This window comes from Polaromonas sp. P3_A5, from assembly GCF_056403055.1.
In genome coordinates, this window is sequence record NZ_JBFUGF010000001.1 from 2,352,250 (window position 1) to 2,375,020 (window position 22,771).

Annotated in this window: 21 protein-coding genes and 1 tRNA gene; 12 read left to right on the forward strand and 10 right to left on the reverse strand. The window is 60.9% G+C overall.

Annotation, left to right across the window (positions count from 1 at the left end; translation table 11 throughout):
* Positions 1-59: 59 nt before the first annotated feature.
* Positions 60-1,271 (reverse strand): ABC transporter substrate-binding protein, encoded by a 1,212-nt coding sequence (locus AC1DU8_RS11150; RefSeq protein WP_477702501.1) that lies wholly within the window; start codon positions 1,269-1,271, stop codon positions 60-62.
* A gap of 266 nt (positions 1,272-1,537) precedes the next feature.
* Between AC1DU8_RS11150 and AC1DU8_RS11155 the strand changes: the two genes are divergently transcribed.
* From AC1DU8_RS11155 to AC1DU8_RS11195, 9 genes are all read left to right on the forward strand, one after another.
* Positions 1,538-2,329 (forward strand): sulfite exporter TauE/SafE family protein, encoded by a 792-nt coding sequence (locus tag AC1DU8_RS11155; RefSeq protein WP_477667269.1) that lies wholly within the window; start codon positions 1,538-1,540, stop codon positions 2,327-2,329.
* 44 nt (positions 2,330-2,373) lie between these two features.
* Positions 2,374-4,185, forward strand: coding sequence for a nitrite/sulfite reductase (locus tag AC1DU8_RS11160; protein ID WP_457278589.1), 1,812 nt, complete (start codon positions 2,374-2,376; stop codon positions 4,183-4,185).
* Between the two features lie 20 nt (positions 4,186-4,205).
* Complete coding sequence (locus AC1DU8_RS11165) at positions 4,206-4,601, forward strand: DUF934 domain-containing protein (RefSeq protein WP_457278590.1); 396 nt, start codon at positions 4,206-4,208, stop codon at positions 4,599-4,601.
* A 5-nt stretch (positions 4,602-4,606) separates the two neighbouring features.
* Complete coding sequence (locus tag AC1DU8_RS11170) at positions 4,607-5,227, forward strand: phosphoadenosine phosphosulfate reductase domain-containing protein (protein ID WP_457278591.1); 621 nt, start codon at positions 4,607-4,609, stop codon at positions 5,225-5,227.
* 7 nt (positions 5,228-5,234) lie between these two features.
* Positions 5,235-6,191: a sulfate adenylyltransferase subunit CysD gene (gene cysD / locus AC1DU8_RS11175; protein WP_457278592.1), complete on the forward strand. Its 957-nt coding sequence runs from the start codon at positions 5,235-5,237 to the stop codon at positions 6,189-6,191.
* A 114-nt stretch (positions 6,192-6,305) separates the two neighbouring features.
* The gene (locus AC1DU8_RS11180) at positions 6,306-7,631 is read left to right on the forward strand and encodes a sulfate adenylyltransferase subunit 1 (protein WP_477707128.1); all 1,326 of its coding nucleotides are present in this window, start codon (positions 6,306-6,308) and stop codon (positions 7,629-7,631) included.
* Positions 7,632-7,722: 91 nt separating this feature from the next.
* A complete protein-coding gene (gene fdxA, locus AC1DU8_RS11185; RefSeq protein WP_477693598.1) occupies positions 7,723-8,052 on the forward strand; it encodes a ferredoxin FdxA in 330 nt (109 codons plus the stop codon).
* A 79-nt stretch (positions 8,053-8,131) separates the two neighbouring features.
* Positions 8,132-9,235, forward strand: coding sequence for an NAD(P)/FAD-dependent oxidoreductase (locus AC1DU8_RS11190; RefSeq protein ID WP_457278595.1), 1,104 nt, complete (start codon positions 8,132-8,134; stop codon positions 9,233-9,235).
* A gap of 287 nt (positions 9,236-9,522) precedes the next feature.
* A complete protein-coding gene (locus AC1DU8_RS11195) occupies positions 9,523-10,821 on the forward strand; it encodes a purine-cytosine permease family protein (RefSeq protein WP_457278596.1) in 1,299 nt (432 codons plus the stop codon).
* On the opposite strand, the gene thiD is transcribed toward AC1DU8_RS11195, so the two are convergent.
* The 3 genes from thiD to AC1DU8_RS11210 form a co-directional block, all read right to left on the reverse strand.
* Complete coding sequence (gene thiD / locus AC1DU8_RS11200) at positions 10,805-11,650, reverse strand: bifunctional hydroxymethylpyrimidine kinase/phosphomethylpyrimidine kinase (protein ID WP_477667266.1); 846 nt, start codon at positions 11,648-11,650, stop codon at positions 10,805-10,807. The genes AC1DU8_RS11195 and thiD overlap by 17 nt on opposite strands.
* A 62-nt stretch (positions 11,651-11,712) precedes the next feature.
* Complete coding sequence (locus tag AC1DU8_RS11205) at positions 11,713-12,267, reverse strand: DUF4124 domain-containing protein (protein ID WP_477726754.1); 555 nt, start codon at positions 12,265-12,267, stop codon at positions 11,713-11,715.
* A gap of 128 nt (positions 12,268-12,395) precedes the next feature.
* A tRNA-Asn gene (locus AC1DU8_RS11210) sits at positions 12,396-12,471 on the reverse strand.
* Positions 12,472-12,769: 298 nt separating this feature from the next.
* On the opposite strand from AC1DU8_RS11210, the gene aat reads away from it, so the two are divergent.
* The 3 genes from aat to AC1DU8_RS11225 all read left to right on the forward strand — a co-directional run bounded on the left by aat (position 12,770) and on the right by AC1DU8_RS11225 (position 15,176).
* Complete coding sequence (gene aat / locus AC1DU8_RS11215) at positions 12,770-13,546, forward strand: leucyl/phenylalanyl-tRNA--protein transferase (protein WP_457278599.1); 777 nt, start codon at positions 12,770-12,772, stop codon at positions 13,544-13,546.
* On the forward strand, positions 13,543-14,322 hold the full coding sequence (locus tag AC1DU8_RS11220; protein WP_457278600.1) for an arginyltransferase: 780 nt from the start codon (positions 13,543-13,545) through the stop codon (positions 14,320-14,322). Before aat ends, AC1DU8_RS11220 begins: the two co-directional genes overlap by 4 nt.
* 74 nt (positions 14,323-14,396) lie before the next feature.
* Entirely contained in the window at positions 14,397-15,176 is a 780-nt protein-coding gene (locus tag AC1DU8_RS11225) for an IclR family transcriptional regulator (protein WP_457278601.1), read from the forward strand.
* 75 nt (positions 15,177-15,251) lie between these two features.
* Here AC1DU8_RS11225 and pbpG read toward each other — a convergent pair whose 3' ends face one another.
* From pbpG to ilvN, 6 genes are all read right to left on the reverse strand, one after another.
* Positions 15,252-16,316, reverse strand: coding sequence for a D-alanyl-D-alanine endopeptidase (pbpG, locus tag AC1DU8_RS11230; RefSeq protein ID WP_457278602.1), 1,065 nt, complete (start codon positions 16,314-16,316; stop codon positions 15,252-15,254).
* Between the two features lie 203 nt (positions 16,317-16,519).
* Positions 16,520-18,058, reverse strand: a complete 1,539-nt coding sequence (locus tag AC1DU8_RS11235) for a 2-isopropylmalate synthase (RefSeq protein ID WP_457278603.1) — start codon at positions 18,056-18,058, stop codon at positions 16,520-16,522.
* 54 nt (positions 18,059-18,112) lie between these two features.
* A complete protein-coding gene (gene leuA / locus AC1DU8_RS11240; RefSeq protein WP_477667263.1) occupies positions 18,113-19,807 on the reverse strand; it encodes a 2-isopropylmalate synthase in 1,695 nt (564 codons plus the stop codon).
* A 173-nt stretch (positions 19,808-19,980) separates the two neighbouring features.
* Entirely contained in the window at positions 19,981-20,793 is an 813-nt protein-coding gene (gene pssA / locus AC1DU8_RS11245) for a CDP-diacylglycerol--serine O-phosphatidyltransferase (RefSeq protein ID WP_457278605.1), read from the reverse strand.
* 243 nt (positions 20,794-21,036) lie between these two features.
* The gene (gene ilvC / locus AC1DU8_RS11250) at positions 21,037-22,053 is read right to left on the reverse strand and encodes a ketol-acid reductoisomerase (protein WP_348050421.1); all 1,017 of its coding nucleotides are present in this window, start codon (positions 22,051-22,053) and stop codon (positions 21,037-21,039) included.
* A gap of 127 nt (positions 22,054-22,180) precedes the next feature.
* Complete coding sequence (gene ilvN, locus AC1DU8_RS11255; RefSeq protein ID WP_011483239.1) at positions 22,181-22,672, reverse strand: acetolactate synthase small subunit; 492 nt, start codon at positions 22,670-22,672, stop codon at positions 22,181-22,183.
* Between the last annotated feature and the right edge of the window lie 99 nt (positions 22,673-22,771).

Consider the following 22,771-nt stretch of genomic DNA (forward strand, 5'->3'; position numbering starts at 1 on the left):
GATTATGGGGGGATCGCCGGGGAGGCTTCAAGGAATTCAGCACCTGCGTTGTCAAAACGTCACTTCATGGCCGCGGCGGGCCTGCGGGCCTTGACATACGCATCGCTTGGCAAATAGGCCTTGCCGTCGGCATAGCGCCATTGCACCATGGTGCCCTTGTGGCCGCGCAGGTCCAGCCTGCCCACATAGGCGCCCATGGTGGACTGGTGGTCAATGGCGCGGAATTCGGCGGGGCCGAAAGGCGTGGAGAATTTCAGGCCACGCAGAGCCACCACCAGCTTTTCGTTGTCGGTGGAATTGGCCCTGCGGATGGCGGCAAAAATCGCCTGCATGGTGGCGTAGCCCACCGCCGAACCGACTTTGGGGTATTCGTTGAAGCGGCGGTAATAGTTGGCGGCAAAGCTGGCATGCTCGCGGGAGTCGATCTGGTCCCACGGATAGCCGGTGACGATCCAGCCTTTCGGCGTATCGTCTTTCAGCGCGTCCAGGTACTCGGGTTCCCCCGAAAGCATCGACACCACCGGCATGCGGGGAAAAATGCCGCGCTGGTTGCCCTCACGAACCAGCCTGGCCAGGTCGGCGCCGAAAGTCGCGTTGAAGATCGCCTCGGGTTTTGCCTGCATGGCCGCCTGCAGCGTCGGGCCGGCTTCTATCTTGCCCAGCGCCGGCCACTGGTAACTCACAAACTCGACGTCCGGGCGCCTGGCTTTCAGCAACTCCTTGAATACAGTGACTGCGCTCTGGCCGTATTCGTAATTGGGGGCAATCGTGGCCCAGCGTTTGGCCGGCAACCTGGCTGCCTCTTCGACCAGCATGGCCGCCTGCATATAAGTACTAGGCCGCAGGCGGAAGGTGTAGCGGTTGCCTTGCTCCCAGACAATGGCGTCGGCCAGCGATTCGCTGGCGATAAACACCCGCCGGCTGGCCTGGGCATGGCCGGCCAGCGCCAGCCCGACGCTAGAGTAAAACCCTCCCGCCAGCACATCCACCCTTTCCTTTGAGGTCAGCTCGACGGCCTGGCGCAGGGCTTCTTCGGGTTTGCCGGCGTCATCGCGCGAGATGACTTCGATCTTGCGCCCCAGCAGACCACCAGCCACATTGATTTCCTCGACCGCAAGCTGCCAGCCTTGCCGGTAAGGCTGGGCGAACTGGGGAATGGCGGAGTAGCTGTTGATTTCGCCGATCTTGATGGGAGGTTTCGGGCTGCCCTGGGCGAGCGTCACCGCCGTGGCGCAGGCCAGAAACAAACCGCCCATCAGGGCGGACTTCATCAATTTCACGGGTTTTCTCCAAAAATGGGCAATTCGGTTCGTGCGGCAAGCCCAAAACCGGGCAGCTCATCCGAAAGAGCAGGGACTGTACCAGCGCTTTGTGACGGGTCGGCTGGTGAACGGCCAACCTGAATGCAAGCCTTATGCCGCCAACACGAAAAAACCGTTCGAAACCCGCATATTTATTGGCGAATAAGCTTATCTGCATAACGGCAGAACAAATGTGTAGTTTGTTTTTATAAGTCGCGCACTTACATTCTCCCGCTATGCATGAATTTGCCTTTGTATTTGCTGGTTTTGCCGTCGGCCTGGTTGTGGGTTTGACAGGGGTGGGCGGCGGCTCGCTGATGACGCCGCTGCTGATCTTCTTTTTCGGCATCAAACCGCACCTTGCCATCGGCACCGACCTGCTGTTTGCGGCCTTTACCAAGATGGGCGGGACCGTCAGCCTGGCCCGCGCCCGGGTGGTGGACTGGAAAATCGTCGGGCAAACAGCAGCCGGCAGCATTCCGGCGGCCCTGGCCACCCTTTATATGTTGCAGCGCATGGGCCCGGCCAACCCGGCTACGCAAGCCATCATGACCACCACCCTCGGCCTGGCGTTACTGCTGACGGCTGGCGCCACGGCCTACAAGGTGCTGCGCGGCAAGGCCGCCCCGACCACCATCGCGCCCGAACTCATAGGCCAGGCCACGCGTGCGCGCCACTGGTCGCTGCCGCTGCTGTTTGGCGCGGTCATCGGCACGCTGGTCACTTTGACGTCAGTCGGCGCGGGTGCCATCGGCGTGATCGTGCTGATGCTGCTCTACCCCACCCTGCCGCTGCCGCGCATCGTGGCGGCCGACATCGCCCACGCCGTACCGCTGACGCTGGTGGCAGGCTTGGGCCATGCCTCCATCGGTTCGGTCGACTGGCCTTTGCTCATCAAGCTGCTGGCCGGCTCCCTGCCCGGCATCTGGCTGGGTTCGCACCTGGTGCACAAAACGCCAGACCGCGTGATCCGCTCGCTGTTGTCCGTGCTGCTGGCCTATGCCGGCGTGAAACTGATTTCGATCTGACCCGCTCCTTATAAAAATCCCACGACGTTTGAATCCCGACAGCCATGTACCAATACACAGAATTTGACCGCGAGTTTGTCAAGGCCCGCGCCAACCAGTACCGTGACCAGCTGACCCGCTGGCAGGCAGGCCAGTTGCCTGAAGACGAATTTCGCCCCTTGCGCCTGCAAAACGGCTGGTATGTGCAGCGTTACGCGCCCATGCTGCGCGTGGCCGTGCCTTATGGCGAACTATCCAGCGCACAGGTGCGCGTGCTGGCCAAAATCGCCCGCGAGTACGACCAGCCCAACGCCGCGCTGTTCAACGAAGCCCAGTCCAAACAGGACAAGCTCGGCCCCGTGAACCTGAAAAACGGCCTGTCGGTCAGCTCCAAGCTGACCACCGGCTACGCCCACTTCACGACGCGCCAGAACATTCAGTACAACTGGATCCCGCTCGACAAATCCGCCGAGGTAATGGACCTGCTGGCCAGTGTCAGCATGCACGGCATCCAGACCAGCGGCAATTGCATCCGCAACATCACCAGCGACGAGCGCGCGGGCATCGCCGTCGACGAAATCGCCGACCCGCGTCCCTTCGGCGAAATCTTGCGCCAGTGGAGCACGCTGCACCCCGAGTTCGCCTTCCTGCCGCGCAAGTTCAAGATCGCCATCAGCGGCGCCCGCGAAGACCGCGCCGCCACCGCCTGGCACGACGTCGGCCTGCATCTGATCCGCAACGCCGAAGGCGAGCTGGGCTTCAAGGTGCTGGTGGGCGGCGGCATGGGCCGCACGCCGGTGATCGGCACGGTGATCCGCGAGTTCCTCCCTTGGAACCAGATCATGAATTACCTGGAAGCCGTGGTGCGCGTGTACAACCGCTATGGCCGCCGCGACAACATCTACAAAGCCCGCATCAAGATTCTGGTGAAAGCCGAAGGCCAGCGCTACATTGACGACGTCGAGGCCGAATACAAGCAGATCCTGGAACACGATGGCGCGCCGCACACCATCACGCAGGAAGAACTCGACCGCGTGACAGCCTGCTTTGTGCCGCCTGCGCTCAATTGCGACCGCAAGAGCGCCGATACAAAAATTGCCAACATCCTGCGCGCCGCCGCCGAAGACGACGTGGAGTTCGGCCGCTGGCTGCAGCGCAATGTGGCCCCGCACCAGAACCCCGACCTGCGCGCCGTGACGCTGTCGTTCAAGCGCCTGGGCCAGGCGCCCGGCGACGCGACGGCCGACCAGCTCGACATCGCCGCCGATCTGGCCGACCAGTTCAGCGCCGGTGAAGTGCGCGTCACGCACGACCAGAACCTGCTGCTGCCCTGGGTGCGTTGCGACGAGCTGCCCGAGCTCTGGCGCGCCGCCCGCAAGGCCGGTTTTGCCAAGCCCAATATCCACCTGCTGACCGACATGATCGCCTGCCCCGGCGGTGATTTCTGCTCGCTGGCCAATGCGCGCTCCATCCCGATTGCCGAAGCCATCACCGAGCGCTACCAGGACATGGACGAGCTGCACGACCTGGGCGAGATCGACCTGCACATCAGCGGCTGCATCAACTCCTGCGGCCACCACCACAGCGGCCATATCGGCATCCTGGGCGTAGACAAGGACGGCCTTGAGTGGTACCAGGTGTCGTTGGGCGGCTCCGATGGTTCCACGCTGAGCGGCGCCTCGGTGCCTGGCAAGGTGGTGGGCCCTTCGTTCACCGGCGCCGAAGTGCCGGAAGTCATTGAAGCAGTGCTCGACACCTATCGCCAGCTGCGCGAAGACGGCGAAACGTTCATTGCGACTTTCCGCCGCGTCGGCATCGAACCCTACAAGGCCGCCGCCAAGAATGCGCGCTTTGCCCCCAACACCGTCGCGCACTGAACACTGGAAAGGAAATCACGATGAAATTACTGCCTTTCAGCGAACAAAGCGGCGCCGAACAACCCGGTACCCTGGTCCTTGCGAACGATGCCGATCCATTCGAGATCACACTCGACGGCATCGCGCGCATTGACCTGCACTTCCCGAAGTTCACCGATGGCCGCGCCTACAGCCAGGCCTTCCTGCTGCGCCGCCGCCGCGAGTTCAAGGGTGAAATCCGCGCCACCGGCGACGTACTGGTGGACCAGCTCGCCCAGATGGAGCGCAGCGGCTTTGACACTGCCGTGCTGCGTGCTGACCAGGACATGGCCGTTGCCCAACGTGTGTTGAGCAGCTACCCCGGCTACAAAGCAGGCAAATACCAGGGCGATGCGGTAGACGTGCAACCCCACTTCAAGGAGGCGGCTGCCGCCTGAACACCATGAGCCTCGACCTTGCAAAAATCAACGCAGAACTCGGCCACAACGCACAGGGCCTGGTGGGCTGGGCCGTGGGACTGGGCCGGCCTGCCATCGTCACCACCAATTTCCGCCCCTTCGAGGCGGTGATACTGCACATGGTGACGCGCGCCAATCCCCGCGTTCCCGTGGTCTGGATGGACAACGGCTACAACACCGAGGCCACTTACCAGTTCGCCGACGAAGTGACCAAGCTGCTCAAGCTGGACCTGCATATTTACCTGCCGCGCCGCTCCCGTGCGCACCGCGAGGCGGTGGAAGGCCTGACCCCGGCGCTGGACGATCCACGCCATGCTGCCTTCACCGAAGAAGTCAAACTCGAGCCATTTGCCCGCGCCCTGCGTGAAACCGCGCCCCAGGTCTGGTTCACGGCCTTGCGCGCCACCGACACCGCGGTACGCGCCCAGATGGACCCGGTCAGCGTCAACCCCGACGGACTGATCAAGGTCGCGCCGCTCCTGCACTGGTCGTCCAAGGACCTTTACCAGTACTGTGAGATCAACGGCCTGCCCAACAATTTTGACTATGTGGACCCCACCAAGGGCGAAGACAACCGCGAATGCGGCCTGCACCTTGCGCACTGACTGACCTATGAACGCCCGCACACCATCCCACCTGCTGCCAGCCGACCCGGCGATCTCCATCGCGCGGCTGTCCAACTCCCATCTCGATGCGCTGGAAGAGGAAACCATCTTCATCCTGCGCGAAGTAGCCGCCGCCTTTGAGCGCCCGGCCCTGCTGTTTTCGGGCGGCAAGGATTCGCTGGTGATGCTCAAGTGCGCGGAAAAGGCCTTCGGCGTGGGCCGCATCCCCTACCCGCTCCTGATGATCGACACCGGCCACAACTTCCACGAAGTGACCGACTTCCGTGACTTCCGCGCAAAAGAACTGGGCGCCGAGCTGATCGTGCGCAATGTCGAAGACTCGATGAAACGCGGCACGGTGCGCCTGGCCCACCCAGGCGAATCGCGCAATGTGCACCAGTCGGTCACGCTGCTTGAGGCGATTGACGAATTCCGCTTTGACGCCCTGATTGGCGGCGCGCGCCGCGACGAGGAAAAAGCCCGCGCCAAGGAGCGCATCTTTTCGCACCGCGACAGCTTCGGCCAATGGCAACCCAAGGCCCAGCGCCCTGAGCTCTGGACGCTGTTCAACACCCGGCTGCAGCCCGGCGAGCACTTCCGGGTGTTCCCGATCTCCAACTGGACCGAACTCGACGTGTGGCAGTACATCGAACGGGAGCAAATCGCACTGCCTTCGCTCTACTACGCGCACCAGCGCAAGGTGGTCGAACGCAAGGGCCTGCTGGTACCGGTGACGGACCTCACCCCGGCACGCGACGGGGAGCAGATCGTTGAAAAGACCGTGCGTTTCCGCACCGTCGGCGACATCACCTGCACCTGCCCGGTCGACAGCCCGGCCGCCACGGCCGCCGAGATCGTGATCGAAACGCTGGCCGCCGACGTGAGCGAGCGCGGCGCAACGCGCATGGACGACAAGACCTCCGACGCTTCGATGGAAAAGCGCAAGAAAGACGGGTATTTTTAGTTCTCCCCCGGACAGGCTTCGCCTGCTCCCCCCAGGGGGCGGCGCCTGCGGACCGGCACAGCCGGACCCGCGGCCCCCACTGATAAAGACCTTGCCACCATTTTTGAGACTGAGATGACCACAAGTACCCACACTACTGATTTGATAGCTGACGGCGCACAGCCAGAAACGGTTGCAGGCCAAAATGACCTGAAACCTGCGTTGAAATTCATCACCTGCGGTTCGGTCGACGACGGCAAAAGCACTCTGATCGGCCGCCTGCTGGTGGACAGCAAGGCCGTGCTGCAGGACCACCTGGCCGGCGTGCAGCGCCAGGGTGAAACCGACCTGGCATTGCTGACGGACGGCCTTTCGGCCGAGCGCGAGCAGGGCATCACCATTGACGTGGCCTACCGCTATTTCGCCACTGAAAGCCGCAAATTCATCATCGGCGATGCCCCTGGGCATGAGCAATACACCCGCAACATGGTGACGGCCGCCTCCAGTGCCGACGCCGCCGTCGTGCTGGTGGATGCGACCAAGCTCGACTGGAAAAACCCCGCGCTGGAGCTGCTGCAGCAAACCCGCCGCCATTCGCTGCTGGTCAACCTGCTGCGCGTGCCGTCCATCGTGTTCGCCGTGAACAAGCTCGACGCCGTGGAAGACCCAACGCTGGCTTTCAGGAACATTCAAGCAGCGCTGGCAACATTCGCCCGGGCCGCGAAAATCCCGGTGAAAGCGACCGTTCCCGTGTCTGCCCTCAAGGGCTTTAACGTGGTGGACGCCCAGCCCGGCTGGTGCGGTTATGAAGGCTTGTCGCTGCTGCAGTTGCTGGAACACCTGCCCGTCACGCCGGCCGAGACCACCGAAGCCTTTGCCTTCCCGGTGCAATGGGTTGAAAAGTTTTCGTCCTCATCCGATACCTCCCAGGGCCGGCGTGTCTTCTGGGGCCGCGTTGCCTCGGGCGGCGTACAGCCGGGCCAGAGCGTGACCATACTCCCCAGCGGCAAGACGGCCGTGGTGGCCCAGGTGCTGGACCATGCCCGCCAGCCCAAGGCCATCCTGGCCGGCCACAGTGCAGGCATCGTGCTGGACCGGGAAGTCGATGTGTCGCGCGGCGACTGGCTGCTGGCCACGGATACCTTTGAGCCCTCACGGGATATCTCGGCCACCGTGGCCTGGATGGACGATGAGCCGCTGGTCGCCGGGCGCATCTACTGGGCGCTGCACGGCCACCGCTGGGTCAAGGCCAAGGTCAAACGCATCGTTCACAAGCTCGATGTCAACACCCTCGCCGAGGAAGACGCCAGCGAGCTGCCGCCCAATGCCATCGGCCATATCGAGCTGAGCCTGCAGGAACCGCTGGCCACCCTTCCTTATGCCCGTTCGCGCATGCTGGGCTCGCTGGTCCTGGTGGACACCGCCTCGAACAAGACTTCAGGTGCCGTGCTGATCCTTTGACCAGGATCAAGCCCCGCTATCCTCACTGACTTAACCCTGCTCACGGAATCCTCTTAAAATTGAGGGTTTCCACCGATTAGCCCCAAATAACATGACTCACATCGTCTCCGAATCGTGCATCCGCTGCAAATACACCGACTGTGTGGATGTCTGCCCCGTGGATTGCTTCCGGGAAGGCCCCAACATGCTGGTGATCGATCCGGACGAATGCATCGACTGCGCCGTCTGCATCCCCGAATGCCCGGTCAATGCCATCTACGCCGAGGAGGACGTGCCGGCCGACCAGGTTTCGTTCATCCAGCTCAATGTGGAATTGAGCCGTGCCGCGGGCTGGAAAAGCATCACCAAGCGCAAGGATGCGCTGCCCGATGCCGAGGAATGGAAAGACAAGACGGGCAAGCTGTCCGAATTGGTCCGCTAAGCCGGTTCATCCGGCCTGAAGCCACCGGCACCTCGCCCTCCCCGGGCCGCCACGCGCTTTGCAAAGCGCCCCAGGAACCATGGAACCTCAACTGAACCAAGAAGTGATCAATACCGCAGCGCAGCACGACGGTCCCATCGAAACCGATGCGGTGATTGTGGGCGCCGGGCCCGTAGGCCTGTTTCAGGTGTTTGAGCTGGGGCTGCTTGAGATCAAGGCCCATGTGATCGACTCGCTGGCCTACCCGGGCGGCCAGTGCATTGAGCTTTACCCCGACAAGCCGATTTACGACATTCCGGCCGTGCCCGTCTGCACCGGCAAAGAGCTCACCGACAACCTGCTCAAGCAGATCGAGCCCTTTGGCGCGACGTTTCATTTCGGCCAGGAAGTCAGCGTGGTTGAAAAGCAGCAGGACGGCCGCTTCTTCGTCGAGACCTCCAAAGGCACGCGCTTTCTGACCAAAACGATTTTTATCGCGGCAGGTGTGGGTGCCTTCCAGCCCAAGCTGCTGCGCGTCGAAGGCCTGGAGAAGTTCGACGACAGCCAGCTGTTCTACCGCGTGAAAAGCCCGGCCGACTTTGCCGGAAAAAACCTGGTGATTGTGGGCGGCGGTGATTCGGCGCTTGACTGGACGCTGAACTTTGTCGCCGAAGGCCCGAACAAGGCCGAGAGCGTGATCCTGATTCACCGCCGCGACGGCTTCCAGGCGGCGCCTGCCAGCGTGGCCAAAATGCGCGAGCTTTGCGACGCCTACGAAATGCAGTTCATCGTGGGCCAGATCACCGGCTACGAAGAAAAAGAAGGCAAGTTGACCGGTGCCAAGGTCACGGGTTCCGACGGCGTCACGCGCGTGGTGCCGCTGGACGTGCTGCTGGTGTTCTTCGGCCTGTCACCCAAGCTGGGGCCGATCGCCAACTGGGGCCTGGACATCGAGCGCAAACAGCTCAAGGTGGATACCGAGAAGTTTTCCACCAATGTTCCGGGTATCTTTGCCGTGGGCGACATCAACACCTATCCCGGCAAGAAGAAGCTGATTCTGAGCGGCTTCCATGAGTGCGCGCTGGCAGCCTTTGGCGCGGCTCCCTTGATCTTCCCGGACAAGAAGATCCACCTCCAATACACCACGACCAGCCCGAAACTGCACAAGGTGCTGGGCGTTGAATCTCCGGTGTTTGACGACTGAGCCGAGCTGGCTCGCTTCCACCTGAAAGCCCGCCGCGTGCGGGCTTTTTGTTGCCTGTACGGCTTACGCAATAGGCCCGCCCGGAATCGCCCTACAATTTGGCTTGCGTCTACACAGGCGCTTTCGCTGGGGGTGTTGCTGCAATTCGTCGTGCGAGTTGCGGCGGCTGAGAAAGTCCCTTTGAACCTGATTTGAGGTAATCCTCGCGCAGGGAAGCATGTTCCGGATGCCCGCTGTTCTTGCGGGCTTCAAGCAGGCCGACCTGGCATCGATGATCGGAACTGCTGATGACCACGACTTCTACTTCTGCTGCCGCCGGCAACACCGCGCTTGCGCCGTTGCCCTCCAGCGACCGCCTGTTCGGCTGGAGCGACCATGCCGCACTGTGGCTCAGCCTCGGGGTGGGCCTGCTGGTCATGCAGATCGGCGCCTACCTGGTACCGGCCGTTGGCACCCAGACAGCCTTGACGGTAATCGTCTGCGGCTCGGTACTTGGCGCCGGCTTGCTGGCCTGGACGGCCAGGATCGGCTGCGACAGTGGGCTTTCCAGCGCCGGGCTGATGCATGCCACCTACGGCAGCAGCTTTGCGCGCCTGCCGGTGCTGCTCAACATTGTGCAGCTCATCGGCTGGACCACGTTTGAGCTTGTGGTGATGCGCGACGGAACAGTGGCTATTGCGCGCCAGTCCGGCAACTTTGCAGGTGCCTTCTGGCCGCTTCTGGCCACTTTGCTGTGGGGCGCGGTGCTGCTGGCGCTGCTGTCGGGCTCCATGGTCAAGCTGGTGCGCAAATTCATAGGCCGCTACGGCTTGCCACTGGTCATCGCCTCGTTGCTGTGGCTGAGCTGGCAATTCCTGGCCAAGGCCAATGCCCAGGGCCTGAGCGCGCTGTGGATGCGGCCAGGCGAAGGCGGCATGAGCACGCTGTCCGCACTCGACCTGGTGATCGCAATGCCGGTGTCGTGGTTACCCCTCGTGGCCGATTTCGCGCGCCATGGACGCGATGGCAAAGCCGCGCTGCGCGGCACCTGGATGGGCTACGCCGTCGCCAATATCTGGTGCTATGCGCTGGGCGTGCTGGTCGCCATCACCGCACCCAGCACCGACCTGGTCGCCGCATTGCTGCTGGCGCAAGGCGGCCTGATCGCGCTGGGGCTGATCCTGATCGACGAGGTCGACAACGCGTATGGCGATCTCTATTCGGGCTCGGTAGCCGGCCACAGCCTGAAACCTGCCTGGAGCGTGCGGCGCTGGGGCGTGGGGCTGGCACTGCTGTGCACCGCGCTGGCACTGGTGCTGCCCATGCACAGCCTGGAGCCTTTTTTGCTGATGCTCAGTTCGGTGTTTGTACCTTTGTATGGCGTGATCCTGGCACGGCTGGCCGGCACGGCCGATATCGCTTCGCTGGTAGCCGAACGCAAGGTGAACCCCAGCGCCGTCGCGATCTGGGTGCTGGGCATTGCCTGCTATCACCTGTGCGCCAAGTTCGCGCCGGATTGGGGAGCGGCTTTGCCAACACTGGTGCTGACCTTTGTGCTGGCACGCCTCACCCGCGCCGGAAATCCAAGCCCTAGCGCAGCAGCTTAAGCCGCATCGCGATGGGCGCGTGGCCGTGGTTCAGCGGTCCGCCACCGGCACCTGTACGCACCCGCGCACCGGCCTCCAGCGCCGCGCGCACATAGGCACGTGCGAGCTGCACGGCCTGCAGCAGTGGGTGCCCCAACGCCAGGTGCGCGGCAATCGCAGACGACAGCGTGCAACCGGTGCCGTGGGTATTGGGGCTGGGAATGCGAGGCCCGCGCATCCAGTGCAGTTCGCCACTTTGCGTGGCCAGTAAATCGCTGACCACATCGCCGGGCAAATGCCCGCCCTTGAGCAGCACGGCGCGGGCGCCCTGCGTCAGCAACTCCTGTGCGGCGGCCTGCATGGCCTGCTCATCGCCCAGCGGGCGGCCCACCAACAGCGAAGCTTCGTCGAGATTTGGGGTGACCACCATGGCACGCGGAAACAGCTCCCGCACCAGTACCGCAATGGCCGGGTTGTCGATCAGCACCGCGCCGCTGGTGGCGACCATGACAGGGTCCAGCACCACATTCTGCAACGCATGCCGGTCGATCGCCTCGGCCACGGTCTGTACGATGTCGGGCGCGTGCAGCATGCCGATCTTCACCGCATCCGTACCTATGTCTTCGATGACAGCGTCGATCTGGTCGCGCAGCATCTGCGGCGGCACGCCATGGATGGCGCGAACGCCGCGCGTGTTCTGGGCCGTCAGCGCGGTGATGGCCGTCATGCCGTAGCAACCCAGCGCGGCAAAGGTCTTGAGGTCAGCCTGGATGCCGGCCCCGCCGCCGCTGTCGGAACCTGCAATGCTCAGCACGCGGGGGTATTCGTGGTCGAAAACGGTTTCAGTCATGGATGCGGTCATTCGTTTTCCGTGGCCTTCAGGAACACGCGCAAATTTAAGCAGTGGTGCCACTAGCGGCAAAATGCCCGGACATCATTTTGGGCAACGTCACGATCATATTTGTCCGTGGGTTGCCCATTGCGGTGCCTTACAGCGCCGCTAAGGACGTCCCGAGCCAGCGCACAGCGTGACGCATCGGTGCCATCTTCTTTTCCCCCGGAGAGCGATTTGGGCGGTTTTGGCGTGGGCGGGCTGTCAGCCTCCTTCTCCGGCACCAGGCGTGGTGGCGTTTGCTTGTTTTGCCCACGCAAGTATTCGGCTGAAGGTTTGGCTATTGGAGAGGGTGCTGGCTGAGGCGGCAGCTTCACTTCATCTGCCCTGGCCGCGCCGGCATCATCCTTTCGCGAAGAATAATGCGTTTGCCCCTTCGCATCTATCCACTTATAGACTTGCGCATGACTGGCTGACACAAATAGCAAAGGCATCAGGAAGGCGCCGAATATCCGCTGCTTGATGTTGGAGCTTTGCATGTTGTCCATGGTCCGGAAGTGATCAACTTTGAACTGGGCAGGTGGATAAAGTTGATCCGGTCCTGATCGTTGGCTTGCGTGTCCGAGGATTTTCATGATCACGATGGTACTAGGTACCTACCCGGCGATTGATCACCCCGCGGCAGAACACGAGGCTGGAAATTACATTCCCAACGCCTGAAAAGACAAAAGGCCCGCACTTGCGTGCAGGCCCTTGAATTTATTGGCTCCTCAACCTGGGCTCGAACCAGGGACCTACGGATTAACAGTCCGGCGCTCTACCAACTGAGCTATTGAGGAATACAGCCTTAGATTATAGCGTCAATTTTCTGGCTTTTTGAGCTCGCGGCATTCTGCCAATGCCGTGTTTCTGCTGAATGGCGAGCGGCCGGCCCCGCACGGGCAAAAAGCACAAAGCCCTATTGGCCCCTGACCCTTGTTTGATATGCGCAAGCAGCTATCAAATCAATAGCATCTCTATGAATCACTGATCTCGGCAACGCGTTGGCCATGTCGCGGTAGCCTGCTCGGCTACCATTTGCGCATGTCCTTCACGGCCCACTGTTTTAATGGCTTTATGACTGTCCATTTTTAAACCATGGGTAAACTCCCGCGCCCCGTGCCCTGGCTTGCCGCCGGCGAAAACTTTCCCTCGCTGGATACCGCGTGGGGACCTCATGACCCGGCACCCGGTTTGCTGGCGGCTGGTGCAGCGCTGGATGTGCCGACCCTGGTCCATGCGTATTCGCAGGGCATTTTCCCCTGGTACAGCCTCGGCCAGCCCGTGCTCTGGTGGAGCCCTGACCCTCGCATGGTGCTGCAGACTCGCCACTTCAAGCTGCACCGGTCGCTGCGCAAAACGGTAGTTCGTTTTCAGGAACAGCCTCGCTGCGAAATCAGGTTCGACAGCGCCTTTGAGCGCGTCATCGACGCCTGCGCCAGCAAGCCGCGTTCCGGCCAACCCGGTACCTGGATTGTTCCTGACATGGTGCAGGCCTATACCGCTCTTCATGAGGCAGGCCATGCGCACAGCGTGGAGACCTGGATCGACGGCGAGCTGGCGGGTGGCCTGTATTGTGTGAATCTGGGCCGCATGGTGTTTGGCGAATCGATGTTTGCGCACCAGACCGATGCATCCAAAATCGCGCTGGCGGCACTGGTGGCTTTTTGCCGTGAACATCACATCACCATGATTGATTGCCAGCAAAATACCCATCACCTGGCGTCCCTGGGCGCGGGGGAAATCAGCCGGGCGGAATTTGTTGCCCACCTCGGGCAAAGCGTGGGTAAAACGGGACCCGGCTGGCGCTTTGAGCCCGTATACTGGAATCAGATACTGACGACGGGAACGAAGGGAACCCTGGACCTACCGTGACACATCTCAAAGACCTGCCACTGCAAACCTTGCAGTTCTACGCAACGGCGCCCTACCCGTGCAGCTATCTGCCGGGCAAGCAGGCCCGCTCGCAGGTTGCCACACCCAGCCACCTCATCCACAACGACGCTTATTCGGACCTGGTGACCAACGGCTTCCGGCGCAGCGGCATGTTCACCTACCGCCCCTACTGTGATGGGTGCCAGGCCTGCGTCCCGCTACGGGTGCCTGTTGGCAGCTTCAGCCCGAACAGCAGCCAGCGCCGCGCCTGGAAGCGGCACCAGACGCTGCAGGCCCGCATCCTCAAGCTCTGCTTCATGCCGGAGCACTACCAGCTCTACCTGCGTTACCAGAACGGCCGCCACGCAGGCGGCGGCATGGACCATGACAGCATTGACCAGTACACACAGTTTCTCCTGCAAAGCCGCGTGAATTCGCGCCTGGTTGAGTTTCGTGAAAGCCTGCCTGACGGCGAACCGGGCGCCCTGAAGATGGTGTCCATCCTTGATGTGCTGGAAGACGGCATTTCCGCGGTCTATACGTTTTATGAGCCGGATGGCCGCGCAAGCTACGGCAACTACAGCGTGCTGTGGCAGATCGAGCAGGCCCGGCGCCTCGATTTACCCTATGTGTACCTGGGCTACTGGATCGCGGAAAGCCCAAAAATGAATTACAAGGCCGGATTCAGGCCCAACGAAGTGCTGATCGACGGGCAGTGGGTGCTTTCCGCAGAGCCTGCGGTAGAAAATACAGGCAGGTCATCCGACCAGGCATAGGCATAGGCCAACCAGGCACCCCATCCAGCGCATCGGGATTTCACAGGGTAAAATTTGCAGCAGAAAGCCTGCAAATGAAAAAGCCCGACTCAGCCCTTCCCGCCACGCCGACCGTTCAGGTCATTGAAAGGATGTTCACGCTGCTCGAAATCCTGGCGAACCGCGAGGAAGCGCTTTCGCTCAAGGAAATCAGCGAGAAGTCGGGGCTCCACCCCTCTACCGCACATCGCATCCTGAACGATCTGGCCACGGGTCGTTTTGTGGATCGCCCCGCAGCGGGCAGCTACCGGCTGGGCATGCGACTGCTGGAGCTGGGCAACCTCGTCAAGGCCCGTCTGGACGTCCGCGACGCTGCGCTGCTGCCCATGCGCGAGTTGCACAAGCTCACACAGCAACCGGTCAACCTGAGCATGCGCCAGGGCGATGAAATCGTGTACGTGGAGCGAGCCTACAGTGAACGCTCCGGCATGCAGGTGGTACGGGCCATCGGGGGTCGTGCGCCGCTGCATTTGACGTCTGTGGGCAAACTGTTCCTCGCGTTTGACGACCCGCAGCGCCTGCGGACCTACGCGACGCGCACCGGCCTGCCGGGGCAGACACGCAACAGCATCACGCAGCTGCCAATTCTGGAACGCGAGCTTTCCAAAGCGCGCCAATACGGCATCGCACGCGACAACGAAGAACTGGAGTTGGGAGTGCGCTGCATGGCTGCAGGTATTTACGATGACCAGAACCAGCTGGTAGCGGGCTTGTCGATTTCGGCCCCGGCCGACCGGCTGGACGAACACTGGCTGCCCAAGCTGCAGGCGACTGCGAATGAGATTTCAGCCGCACTGGGCTACAAACCCAAGTAAAAATAGGCTGCAGCCCAATCAGGTCGGGCGCAAGCAGCTATCAATACAATAGCAGGCTGCGCACCTCGGGAATGCTCAGCCGTTCACCTGCTTGATGGAAGTGCTGACATTCACCTTGGGTTCGGCCACCGGATTCGACTCCACCCAGCGGCGTACACGTTCGGCATCACCCAAGCGGCTCAGCTTGCCGGCGGAATCCAGAAACACCATGATCAGTTTGCGGCCCGCGATTTTGGTCTGCATGACCAGGCACTGGCCGGCCTCAGAGATGTAGCCGGTTTTTTGCAGGCCGATATCCCAGTCGGGATTCTTCACCAGGCGATTTGTATTGTTGTACTGCAGCGTGCGGGTGCCGACAGCGACTTGATAACCCGTCGACGTGGAGAGCTCGCGCAGCATCGGGTCGCCATGTGCAGCGTTGACCAGCGTCGCCAGATCCTGCGCACTGGACTGATTGCGGCTGGAAAGGCCGGTGGGTTCTACATAGCTGGTGTCCGTCATGCCCAGCATTTTGGCCTTGGCGTTCATCAGGCTGACAAACGTGCCCATGCCACCGGGATAGGTACGGCCCAAGGCGTGCGCAGCGCGGTTCTCGCTGGACATCAGGGCCAGGTGGAGCAGTTCACCACGCGTGAGCGTGGTGCCGACCTTCAGGCGTGAACTGCTTCCCTTTTCGGTGTCCACGTCGTCCTGCGTGATCGTGATGAGCTCATCCATGGGCAGCTTGGCGCCGCTGACGATGACGCCGGTCATCAATTTGGTGAGGGATGCGATCGGCAACACAGCATGATCGTTCTTGCTGAACAGCACTTCACGTGTGTCCTGGTCGATCACCAGCGCAACGCTGGACTTCAGTTCAAGGGGATCTTGCGAGCCGTGCAAACCGGCAATCTGACCGAAGGATGGTTTGGCCGGAATGGACACGCGGATGATGCTTCTGCGTTTTGTACCTGCAACAAAACGTACGCTCTTGCGTGTGGAAATAACTTTTTGGGAAGCCGACGCCTTGGACGAGGCGTGCTGCTTTTTGACAATGGTTTTTTTGGCGGTTGCCGCATTCGCGGCTGGCACTGCAAAGGCGGCGATCAGGGCCATGAATCCAACGATTTTTAATGCGCGATTGAAAATCTGATGAGACATGATGGTCTTGCCTGCGTGGATTGCAATGAATGGGATGGCTGGAGTGTATACAAATAGAAAAAGTCACGCAATATCAAAAACTTGCGCGACTTTCCTAAAAATACAATCACTTTGTGACGTTTTTAACGCCTGAAGCCCCATCTGCACCCAGATTCAACGCTAAGTCATTGAATACAAAGGATTTTATTTTCCGAATTGTTACATCATCCCTGTGCCGCCACGCGGTCAGCTTTACTTTGGAGCTTGTTCAACGCGCTCAAATAGGCTTTTGCCGATGCCACCACAATGTCGGGGTCGGCGCCCACACCATTCACCACCCGCCCGCTGTTCTGCAAGCGCACCGTGACTTCTCCCTGGCTTTCCGTCGACCCGCTGATGGCGTTCACGGAGTAAAGCACCATTTCCGCACCGCTTTTGACGTGTGACTCGATGGCTTTGAGGGAGGCATCAACAGGGCCGTTGCCGTCGGATTCGCCTTTGACTTCCTTGCCGGCCACAGTGAACACGACGCTGGCCTGGGGGCGTTCGCCGGTTTCGCTGTGCTGCGACAGGGACACAAAGCCGTACTGCTCGTTGTCGTGGGAAGCGCTTTCATCGCTCGCCAGCGCCAGGATGTCTTCGTCAAAGATCTCGCTCTTGCGGTCTGCGAGCTCCTTGAATTTTGCGAAGGCATTGTTGATGTCCGCTTCGCTTTCCATGGCCACGCCCAACTCCAGCAGGCGCTGTTTGAACGCATTGCGTCCACTCAGCTTGCCCAGCACGATCTTGTTGGCGCTCCAGCCCACGTCTTCGGCGCGCATGATTTCATAGGTGTCGCGCGCCTTGAGCACGCCGTCCTGGTGGATGCCCGAGGCATGCGCAAACGCATTGGCGCCGACCACGGCCTTGTTCGGTTGCACCACGAAGCCCGTGGTTTGGCTCACCATGCGGCTGGCGGCCAGGATGTGCTGCGTGTCTATACCGAGTTCGAGGCCAAAGTAATCTTTGCGGGTCTTCACAGCCATGACCACTTCTTCGAGCGAGCAATTTCCGGCACGCTCACCGAGTCCGTTGATGGTGCATTCCACCTGCCGCGCGCCGCCAATCTTCACACCGGCCAGAGAGTTGGCCACGGCCATGCCCAGGTCGTTATGACAGTGCACGGACCAGACAGCCTTGTCGCTGTTGGGTATGCGTTCGCGCAAATTTTTGATGAAATTGCCGTAGAGCTCGGGGATGGCGTAGCCCACGGTGTCCGGCACGTTGATAGTGGTCGCGCCTTCCTTGATCACGGCCTCCAGCACACGGCACAGGAAGTCCGGATCTGAACGATAACCGTCCTCAGGACTGAACTCGATATCACCCATCAGGTTTTTGGCAAAGCGCACGGAGAGCTTGGCCTGCTCGAATACCTGATCGGGTGTCATGCGCAGCTTTTTCTCCATGTGCAGGGCGCTGGTCGCCAGAAACAGGTGCAAACGTCCCGAGGCCGCGGGCTTCAGGGCCTCGGCGGCGCGTGAAATATCCCTGTCGTTGGCGCGTGCCAGCGAGCAGATGGTGGAGTCCCTCACCACCTCCGCAATAGCCTTCACGCATTCGAAATCACCATTGGAACTGGCGGCAAACCCGGCCTCTATCACATCGACCTTCAGGCGCTCCAGCTGGCGGGCAATCCGCAGCTTTTCGTCCTTGGTCATGGAGGCGCCGGGCGATTGCTCGCCGTCGCGCAAGGTAGTGTCAAAAATAATGAGTTTGTCGGTCATGGTGGGATTCCTGATGCGTTGGGCGCTCTTTTTTTTGAAAGGTCTTGAACCGGGTTAACCGCTAATGGTAGCCTCGCCGACGGTCTGGCCGGCCTTGCTGCGCTGCAGGCCGGAAACAATGGCCTTGAGCGATGCCGAGACAATGTTGCCATCCATGCCGACGCCGAAAAGCGTCTGGTCGTTGATGCGCAACTCAAGGTAGGCCACGGCCTGCGCGCTCGCCCCCGCCCCGATGGCGTGCTCGTGGTAGTCCAGCACGCGAACCGTGTGGCCTGTCGCCGCAGCCAGGCCGGCCACGAAGGCATCAATGGGCCCGGTGCCTGTGCCCTCAACGGCGTGACGTCTGCCGCCAAGCTGAACCTCGGCCTTGATGTGGAAGGACTCGCCGCCGGCTTTTCCGGTTTCCTCAATCACCAGACGCTGCGGTGCGGCTACGGTCTGTACGCCGTATTCCTTCTCAAACAGCGCAAAGATGTCTTTGCCGGTCAACTCCTTGCCGGTCGCATCCATCACCGATTGCACCACCTGGCTGAACTCGATCTGCAATCGGCGCGGGAGCTCGAGGCCGAACTCGCTTTCCAGCAGGTAGGCGATGCCGCCCTTGCCTGACTGACTGTTGACGCGGATCACGGCCTCGTAGCTGCGGCCCAGGTCCTTGGGATCGATGGGCAGGTAGGGCATGTCCCATATATCGCCTTCTTTGCGTGCGGCAAAGGCTTTCTTGATGGCGTCCTGGTGGGAGCCCGAGAAAGAGGTGTAGACCAGATCGCCTGCATAAGGATGGCGGGGATGCACGGGCAACTGGTTGCAGTGCTCCACTGTGCGGCGTATCTCGTCGATTTCAGAGAAATCCAGTCCGGGCGACACGCCTTGCGTGTAGAGATTGAGCGCGATATTCACCAGGTCCACATTGCCGGTGCGCTCGCCGTTGCCGAAGAGACAGCCTTCAATCCGGTCGGCGCCCGCCATCAAGGCCAGCTCGCCGGCCGCGGTGCCTGTGCCGCGATCGTTGTGGGGATGAACCGAGATCACGATGGCGTCGCGCCGAGCCAGGTTGCGGTGCATCCACTCCATCATGTCGGCAAAAATATTCGGCGTGGAATGCTCCACCGTGGACGGCAGGTTGATGATGCATTTGCGCTCGGGCGTCGGCTGCCAGACCTCGGTCACGGCATCGACAACGCGCTTGGAAAACGCCAGCTCGGTGCCCGACCACATCTCGGGTGAGTACTGGAACGTCCATTGCGTTTCAGGCTGCGCCGCAGCCAGTTGCTGGAAGAGCCGCGCATTGTCGGTCGCGAGCTGGACAATCTCGTCCTCATTCATGCCCAGCACCACGCGGCGCATGACCGGCGCGGTGGCGTTGTAGAGGTGGACGATGGCTTTTTTGGCGCCCTTGAGCGACTCGAAAGTGCGGCGGATCAACGGCTCGCGCGCCTGGGTCAGCACCTGGATGGTGACATCATCGGGAATCAAATTCCCGTCGATGAGCTGGCGGAGAAAGTCGAATTCAATCTGGGACGCGGATGGAAAGCCCACCTCGATTTCCTTGAAGCCGATTTTCACCAGGGTGTGGAACATCCTGAGCTTGCGGGAAATATCCATTGGCTCGATCAACGCCTGGTTGCCATCCCGCAGGTCCACGCTGCACCAGATGGGCGCTTGCGTCAGCACGGCGTCGGGCCAAGTGCGGTCGGCCAGTCGAACTGGCGCGAAGGATTGGTATTTGCTGGAAGGTGTTTTCAACATGGTCATCTCGTCAACCCCAAAGATTACAAAAAACCAGCAACCCAAAGAAAAACGGCCCGTTGCTGGTGCAAACGGGCCGTTGAATCAGGTGTACGCGTGCGCTACCGTCTCCGCCCGTTGGCAGATAGCAGTAGTGCTAGCGAAATTTGTTTCATACGGTCAATGTACCACAATTATTTGTGAAGGCCGCGCTCGTCGGGTTCGTCGGTGGACGTCGAGATCACGCTGGTCTGCTGGCCCTTGGCCTTACGCCAGCCGTACAGCACGTAGCCCGAAAAACCGTACAGCACAAACAGGCCGAACATCACGGTCGGTGGATGGATATTGATAACGGCGATCCCAAGCGCAATCAACACAATGGCCGCGAAAGGCACGCTGCGCTTCATTTGCACGTCCTTGAAGCTGTAGAACGGCACATTCGTGACCATAGTGAGGCCCGCATAGAGCGTGAGGCCGAAGGTCACCCAGCGCACTTCCAGTCCACTGACTCCCGCATCGGTCATCAGCCAGATAAAGCCGGCCACCAATGCCGCCGCGGCGGGCGACGGCAGACCCTGGAAGAAACGTTTGTCAACCACGGCCGTGTTCACATTGAAGCGAGCCAGACGCAACGCCGCGCAGGCGCAGTAAACAAAGGCGCCTATCCAGCCCCAGCGCCCCAGGCTGGTCAAGGCCCAGACGTAGGCGATCAACGCCGGTGCGGCGCCGAAAGACACCATGTCCGAGAGCGAATCCATCTGCTCGCCGAAAGCGCTTTGCGTGTTGGTCATCCGGGCGACGCGGCCGTCCAGGCTGTCGAGAATCATGGCGCAAAACACACCGATGGCGGCCTGGTCGAAGCGCCCGTTCATAGCCATGACGATGGCGTAAAAGCCGCCAAACAGGGCGGCCAGCGTGAATAAATTGGGCAATATGTAAATGCCCTTGCGTCGCTTGCGTATCACCACCGCTTCGGTAGGGAACGCCGAATCTTCACCATCATGCATAAAAACACTCCTGAGGCACAACTGGTGCGCGCAAACAGCTATCAAATTCATAGCATCTGTAGATGCCATCCAGAAGCCGGGCCTCCTTGAAGGAATAAGCCGTCGACTCAAGCCGCCAAGGATACCAAGATCGGCCCCGGCAGAAACCTTCACCTCATCCCATCCAGTCTGCCCTGGTCAGAAAAAAAGCCGCGCAGGACCTTTGCGCGGCTTTTTGCAGGACAAAGCCCTGACGGGCTTGGATCAGTTGCGGGTCTGGTCGACCAGCTTGTTTTTCGCGATCCAAGGCATCATGGCGCGCAGCTTTTCGCCCACGATTTCGATCTGGTGCTCGGAATTCAGGCGGCGGCGGCTCAGCAGGGTTGGCGCGCCGGCCTGGTTTTCCAGCAGGAAGCTCTTGGCATATTCACCCGTCTGGATGTCTTTCAGGCACTTGCGCATCGCGTCTTTCGTGGCCGAGGTCACGATGTTCGGGCCTGTCACGTATTCGCCATATTCTGCGTTGTTCGAGATCGAGTAGTTCATGTTGGCGATGCCGCCTTCATAGATCAGGTCAACGATCAACTTGAGCTCGTGCAGGCATTCGAAGTAGGCCATTTCGGGGGCGTAGCCGGCTTCCACCAGTGTTTCGAAGCCGGCCTTGATCAGCTCAACGGTGCCGCCGCACAGAACGGCCTGTTCGCCGAACAGGTCGGTTTCGGTTTCTTCGCGGAAGTTGGTTTCAATGATGCCGGCTTTGCCGCCGCCATTGGCCATGGCATAGCTCAGGGCCAGGTCGCGGGCCTTGCCGGACTTGTCCTGGTGCACTGCGACCAGGTGAGGCACACCGCCACCCTGGGCGTAGGTATTGCGCACCGTGTGGCCGGGTGCCTTGGGGGCGACCATCCAGACGTCAAGGTCGGCGCGCGGAATCACGGCGCCGTAGTGCACGTTGAAGCCGTGGGCAAACACCAGGGAAGCACCCTGCTTGATGTGGGGAGCCACGTCGTTCTTGTAAACCGCGCCGATCTGTTCATCGGGCAGGAGGATCATGACCACGTCAGCGGCCTTGACCGCGTCCGCGACTTCAGCGACCTTCAGGCCGGCCTTTTCGACCTTGGGCCAAGAAGCGCCGCCCTTGCGCAGGCCGACGACCACTTTCACGCCGCTGTCGTTCAGGTTTTGCGCGTGCGCGTGGCCCTGGCTACCGTAGCCGATGATGGCGACTGTTTTGCCCTTGATCAGGCTCAAATCACAATCTTTGTCGTAAAAAACTTTCATGTTTCTCTCCAGAATAGGTATTGGCGAAAATGCCCTTCGACAGGCTCAGGGCGAACGGTAAACGCATATCGCCACTCAAAATCCGTTCGCGTTGAGCCTGTCGAAACGCGCGCACGGACGACTTAAATCAAACCCGCAAAATCCGCTCTCCACGGCCGATGCCGCTGGAGCCGGTTCGCACCGTCTCAAGGATCGCGCTGCGGTCTATGGCTTCCAGAAACGCATCGTTCTTGGACTGGTCCCCAGTCAGCTCGATGGTGTAGCTTTTCTCCGTCACGTCGATGATTCGCCCGCGGAATATATCAGCCATGCGCTTCATCTCTTCGCGCTCCTTGCCGACCGCGCGCACCTTGACCATCATGAGTTCACGCTCGGTGTAGGAGCCTTCGGTCAGGTCGACAACCTTGACCACTTCGATCAGGCGATTCAGGTGCTTGGTGATTTGTTCGATGACGTCGTCGGAACCGGTGGTCTGTATCGTCATGCGCGACAGGCTCGGGTCCTCCGTCGGGGCGACGGTCAGGCTTTCGATGTTGTAGCCGCGCGCCGAGAACAGGCCGACCACGCGGGAAAGAGCGCCCGGCTCGTTTTCCAGCAAAACTGCAATGATGTGTTTCATAAGAAGATTCCTCTTTTCGCTGCCCTCCCCTGCGCACGGTAATGCGCAGGCTCGGCAGACAATAGATTCGTCAGGTGACGGTGAATGAATGGGTGTGGT

Coding starts and splice junctions, on each gene's coding strand:
- AC1DU8_RS11150 (WP_477702501.1), bottom strand. CDS start 1,271: ATGAAGTCCGCCCTGATGGGCGGTTTGTTTCTGGCCTGCGCCACGGCG.
- AC1DU8_RS11155 (WP_477667269.1), top strand. CDS start 1,538: ATGCATGAATTTGCCTTTGTATTTGCTGGTTTTGCCGTCGGCCTGGTT.
- AC1DU8_RS11160 (WP_457278589.1), top strand. CDS start 2,374: ATGTACCAATACACAGAATTTGACCGCGAGTTTGTCAAGGCCCGCGCC.
- AC1DU8_RS11165 (WP_457278590.1), top strand. CDS start 4,206: ATGAAATTACTGCCTTTCAGCGAACAAAGCGGCGCCGAACAACCCGGT.
- AC1DU8_RS11170 (WP_457278591.1), top strand. CDS start 4,607: ATGAGCCTCGACCTTGCAAAAATCAACGCAGAACTCGGCCACAACGCA.
- cysD (WP_457278592.1), top strand. CDS start 5,235: ATGAACGCCCGCACACCATCCCACCTGCTGCCAGCCGACCCGGCGATC.
- AC1DU8_RS11180 (WP_477707128.1), top strand. CDS start 6,306: ATGACCACAAGTACCCACACTACTGATTTGATAGCTGACGGCGCACAG.
- fdxA (WP_477693598.1), top strand. CDS start 7,723: ATGACTCACATCGTCTCCGAATCGTGCATCCGCTGCAAATACACCGAC.
- AC1DU8_RS11190 (WP_457278595.1), top strand. CDS start 8,132: ATGGAACCTCAACTGAACCAAGAAGTGATCAATACCGCAGCGCAGCAC.
- AC1DU8_RS11195 (WP_457278596.1), top strand. CDS start 9,523: ATGACCACGACTTCTACTTCTGCTGCCGCCGGCAACACCGCGCTTGCG.
- thiD (WP_477667266.1), bottom strand. CDS start 11,650: ATGACTGAAACCGTTTTCGACCACGAATACCCCCGCGTGCTGAGCATT.
- AC1DU8_RS11205 (WP_477726754.1), bottom strand. CDS start 12,267: ATGAAAATCCTCGGACACGCAAGCCAACGATCAGGACCGGATCAACTT.
- aat (WP_457278599.1), top strand. CDS start 12,770: ATGGGTAAACTCCCGCGCCCCGTGCCCTGGCTTGCCGCCGGCGAAAAC.
- AC1DU8_RS11225 (WP_457278601.1), top strand. CDS start 14,397: ATGAAAAAGCCCGACTCAGCCCTTCCCGCCACGCCGACCGTTCAGGTC.
- pbpG (WP_457278602.1), bottom strand. CDS start 16,316: ATGTCTCATCAGATTTTCAATCGCGCATTAAAAATCGTTGGATTCATG.
- AC1DU8_RS11235 (WP_457278603.1), bottom strand. CDS start 18,058: ATGACCGACAAACTCATTATTTTTGACACTACCTTGCGCGACGGCGAG.
- leuA (WP_477667263.1), bottom strand. CDS start 19,807: ATGTTGAAAACACCTTCCAGCAAATACCAATCCTTCGCGCCAGTTCGA.
- pssA (WP_457278605.1), bottom strand. CDS start 20,793: ATGCATGATGGTGAAGATTCGGCGTTCCCTACCGAAGCGGTGGTGATA.
- ilvC (WP_348050421.1), bottom strand. CDS start 22,053: ATGAAAGTTTTTTACGACAAAGATTGTGATTTGAGCCTGATCAAGGGC.
- ilvN (WP_011483239.1), bottom strand. CDS start 22,672: ATGAAACACATCATTGCAGTTTTGCTGGAAAACGAGCCGGGCGCTCTT.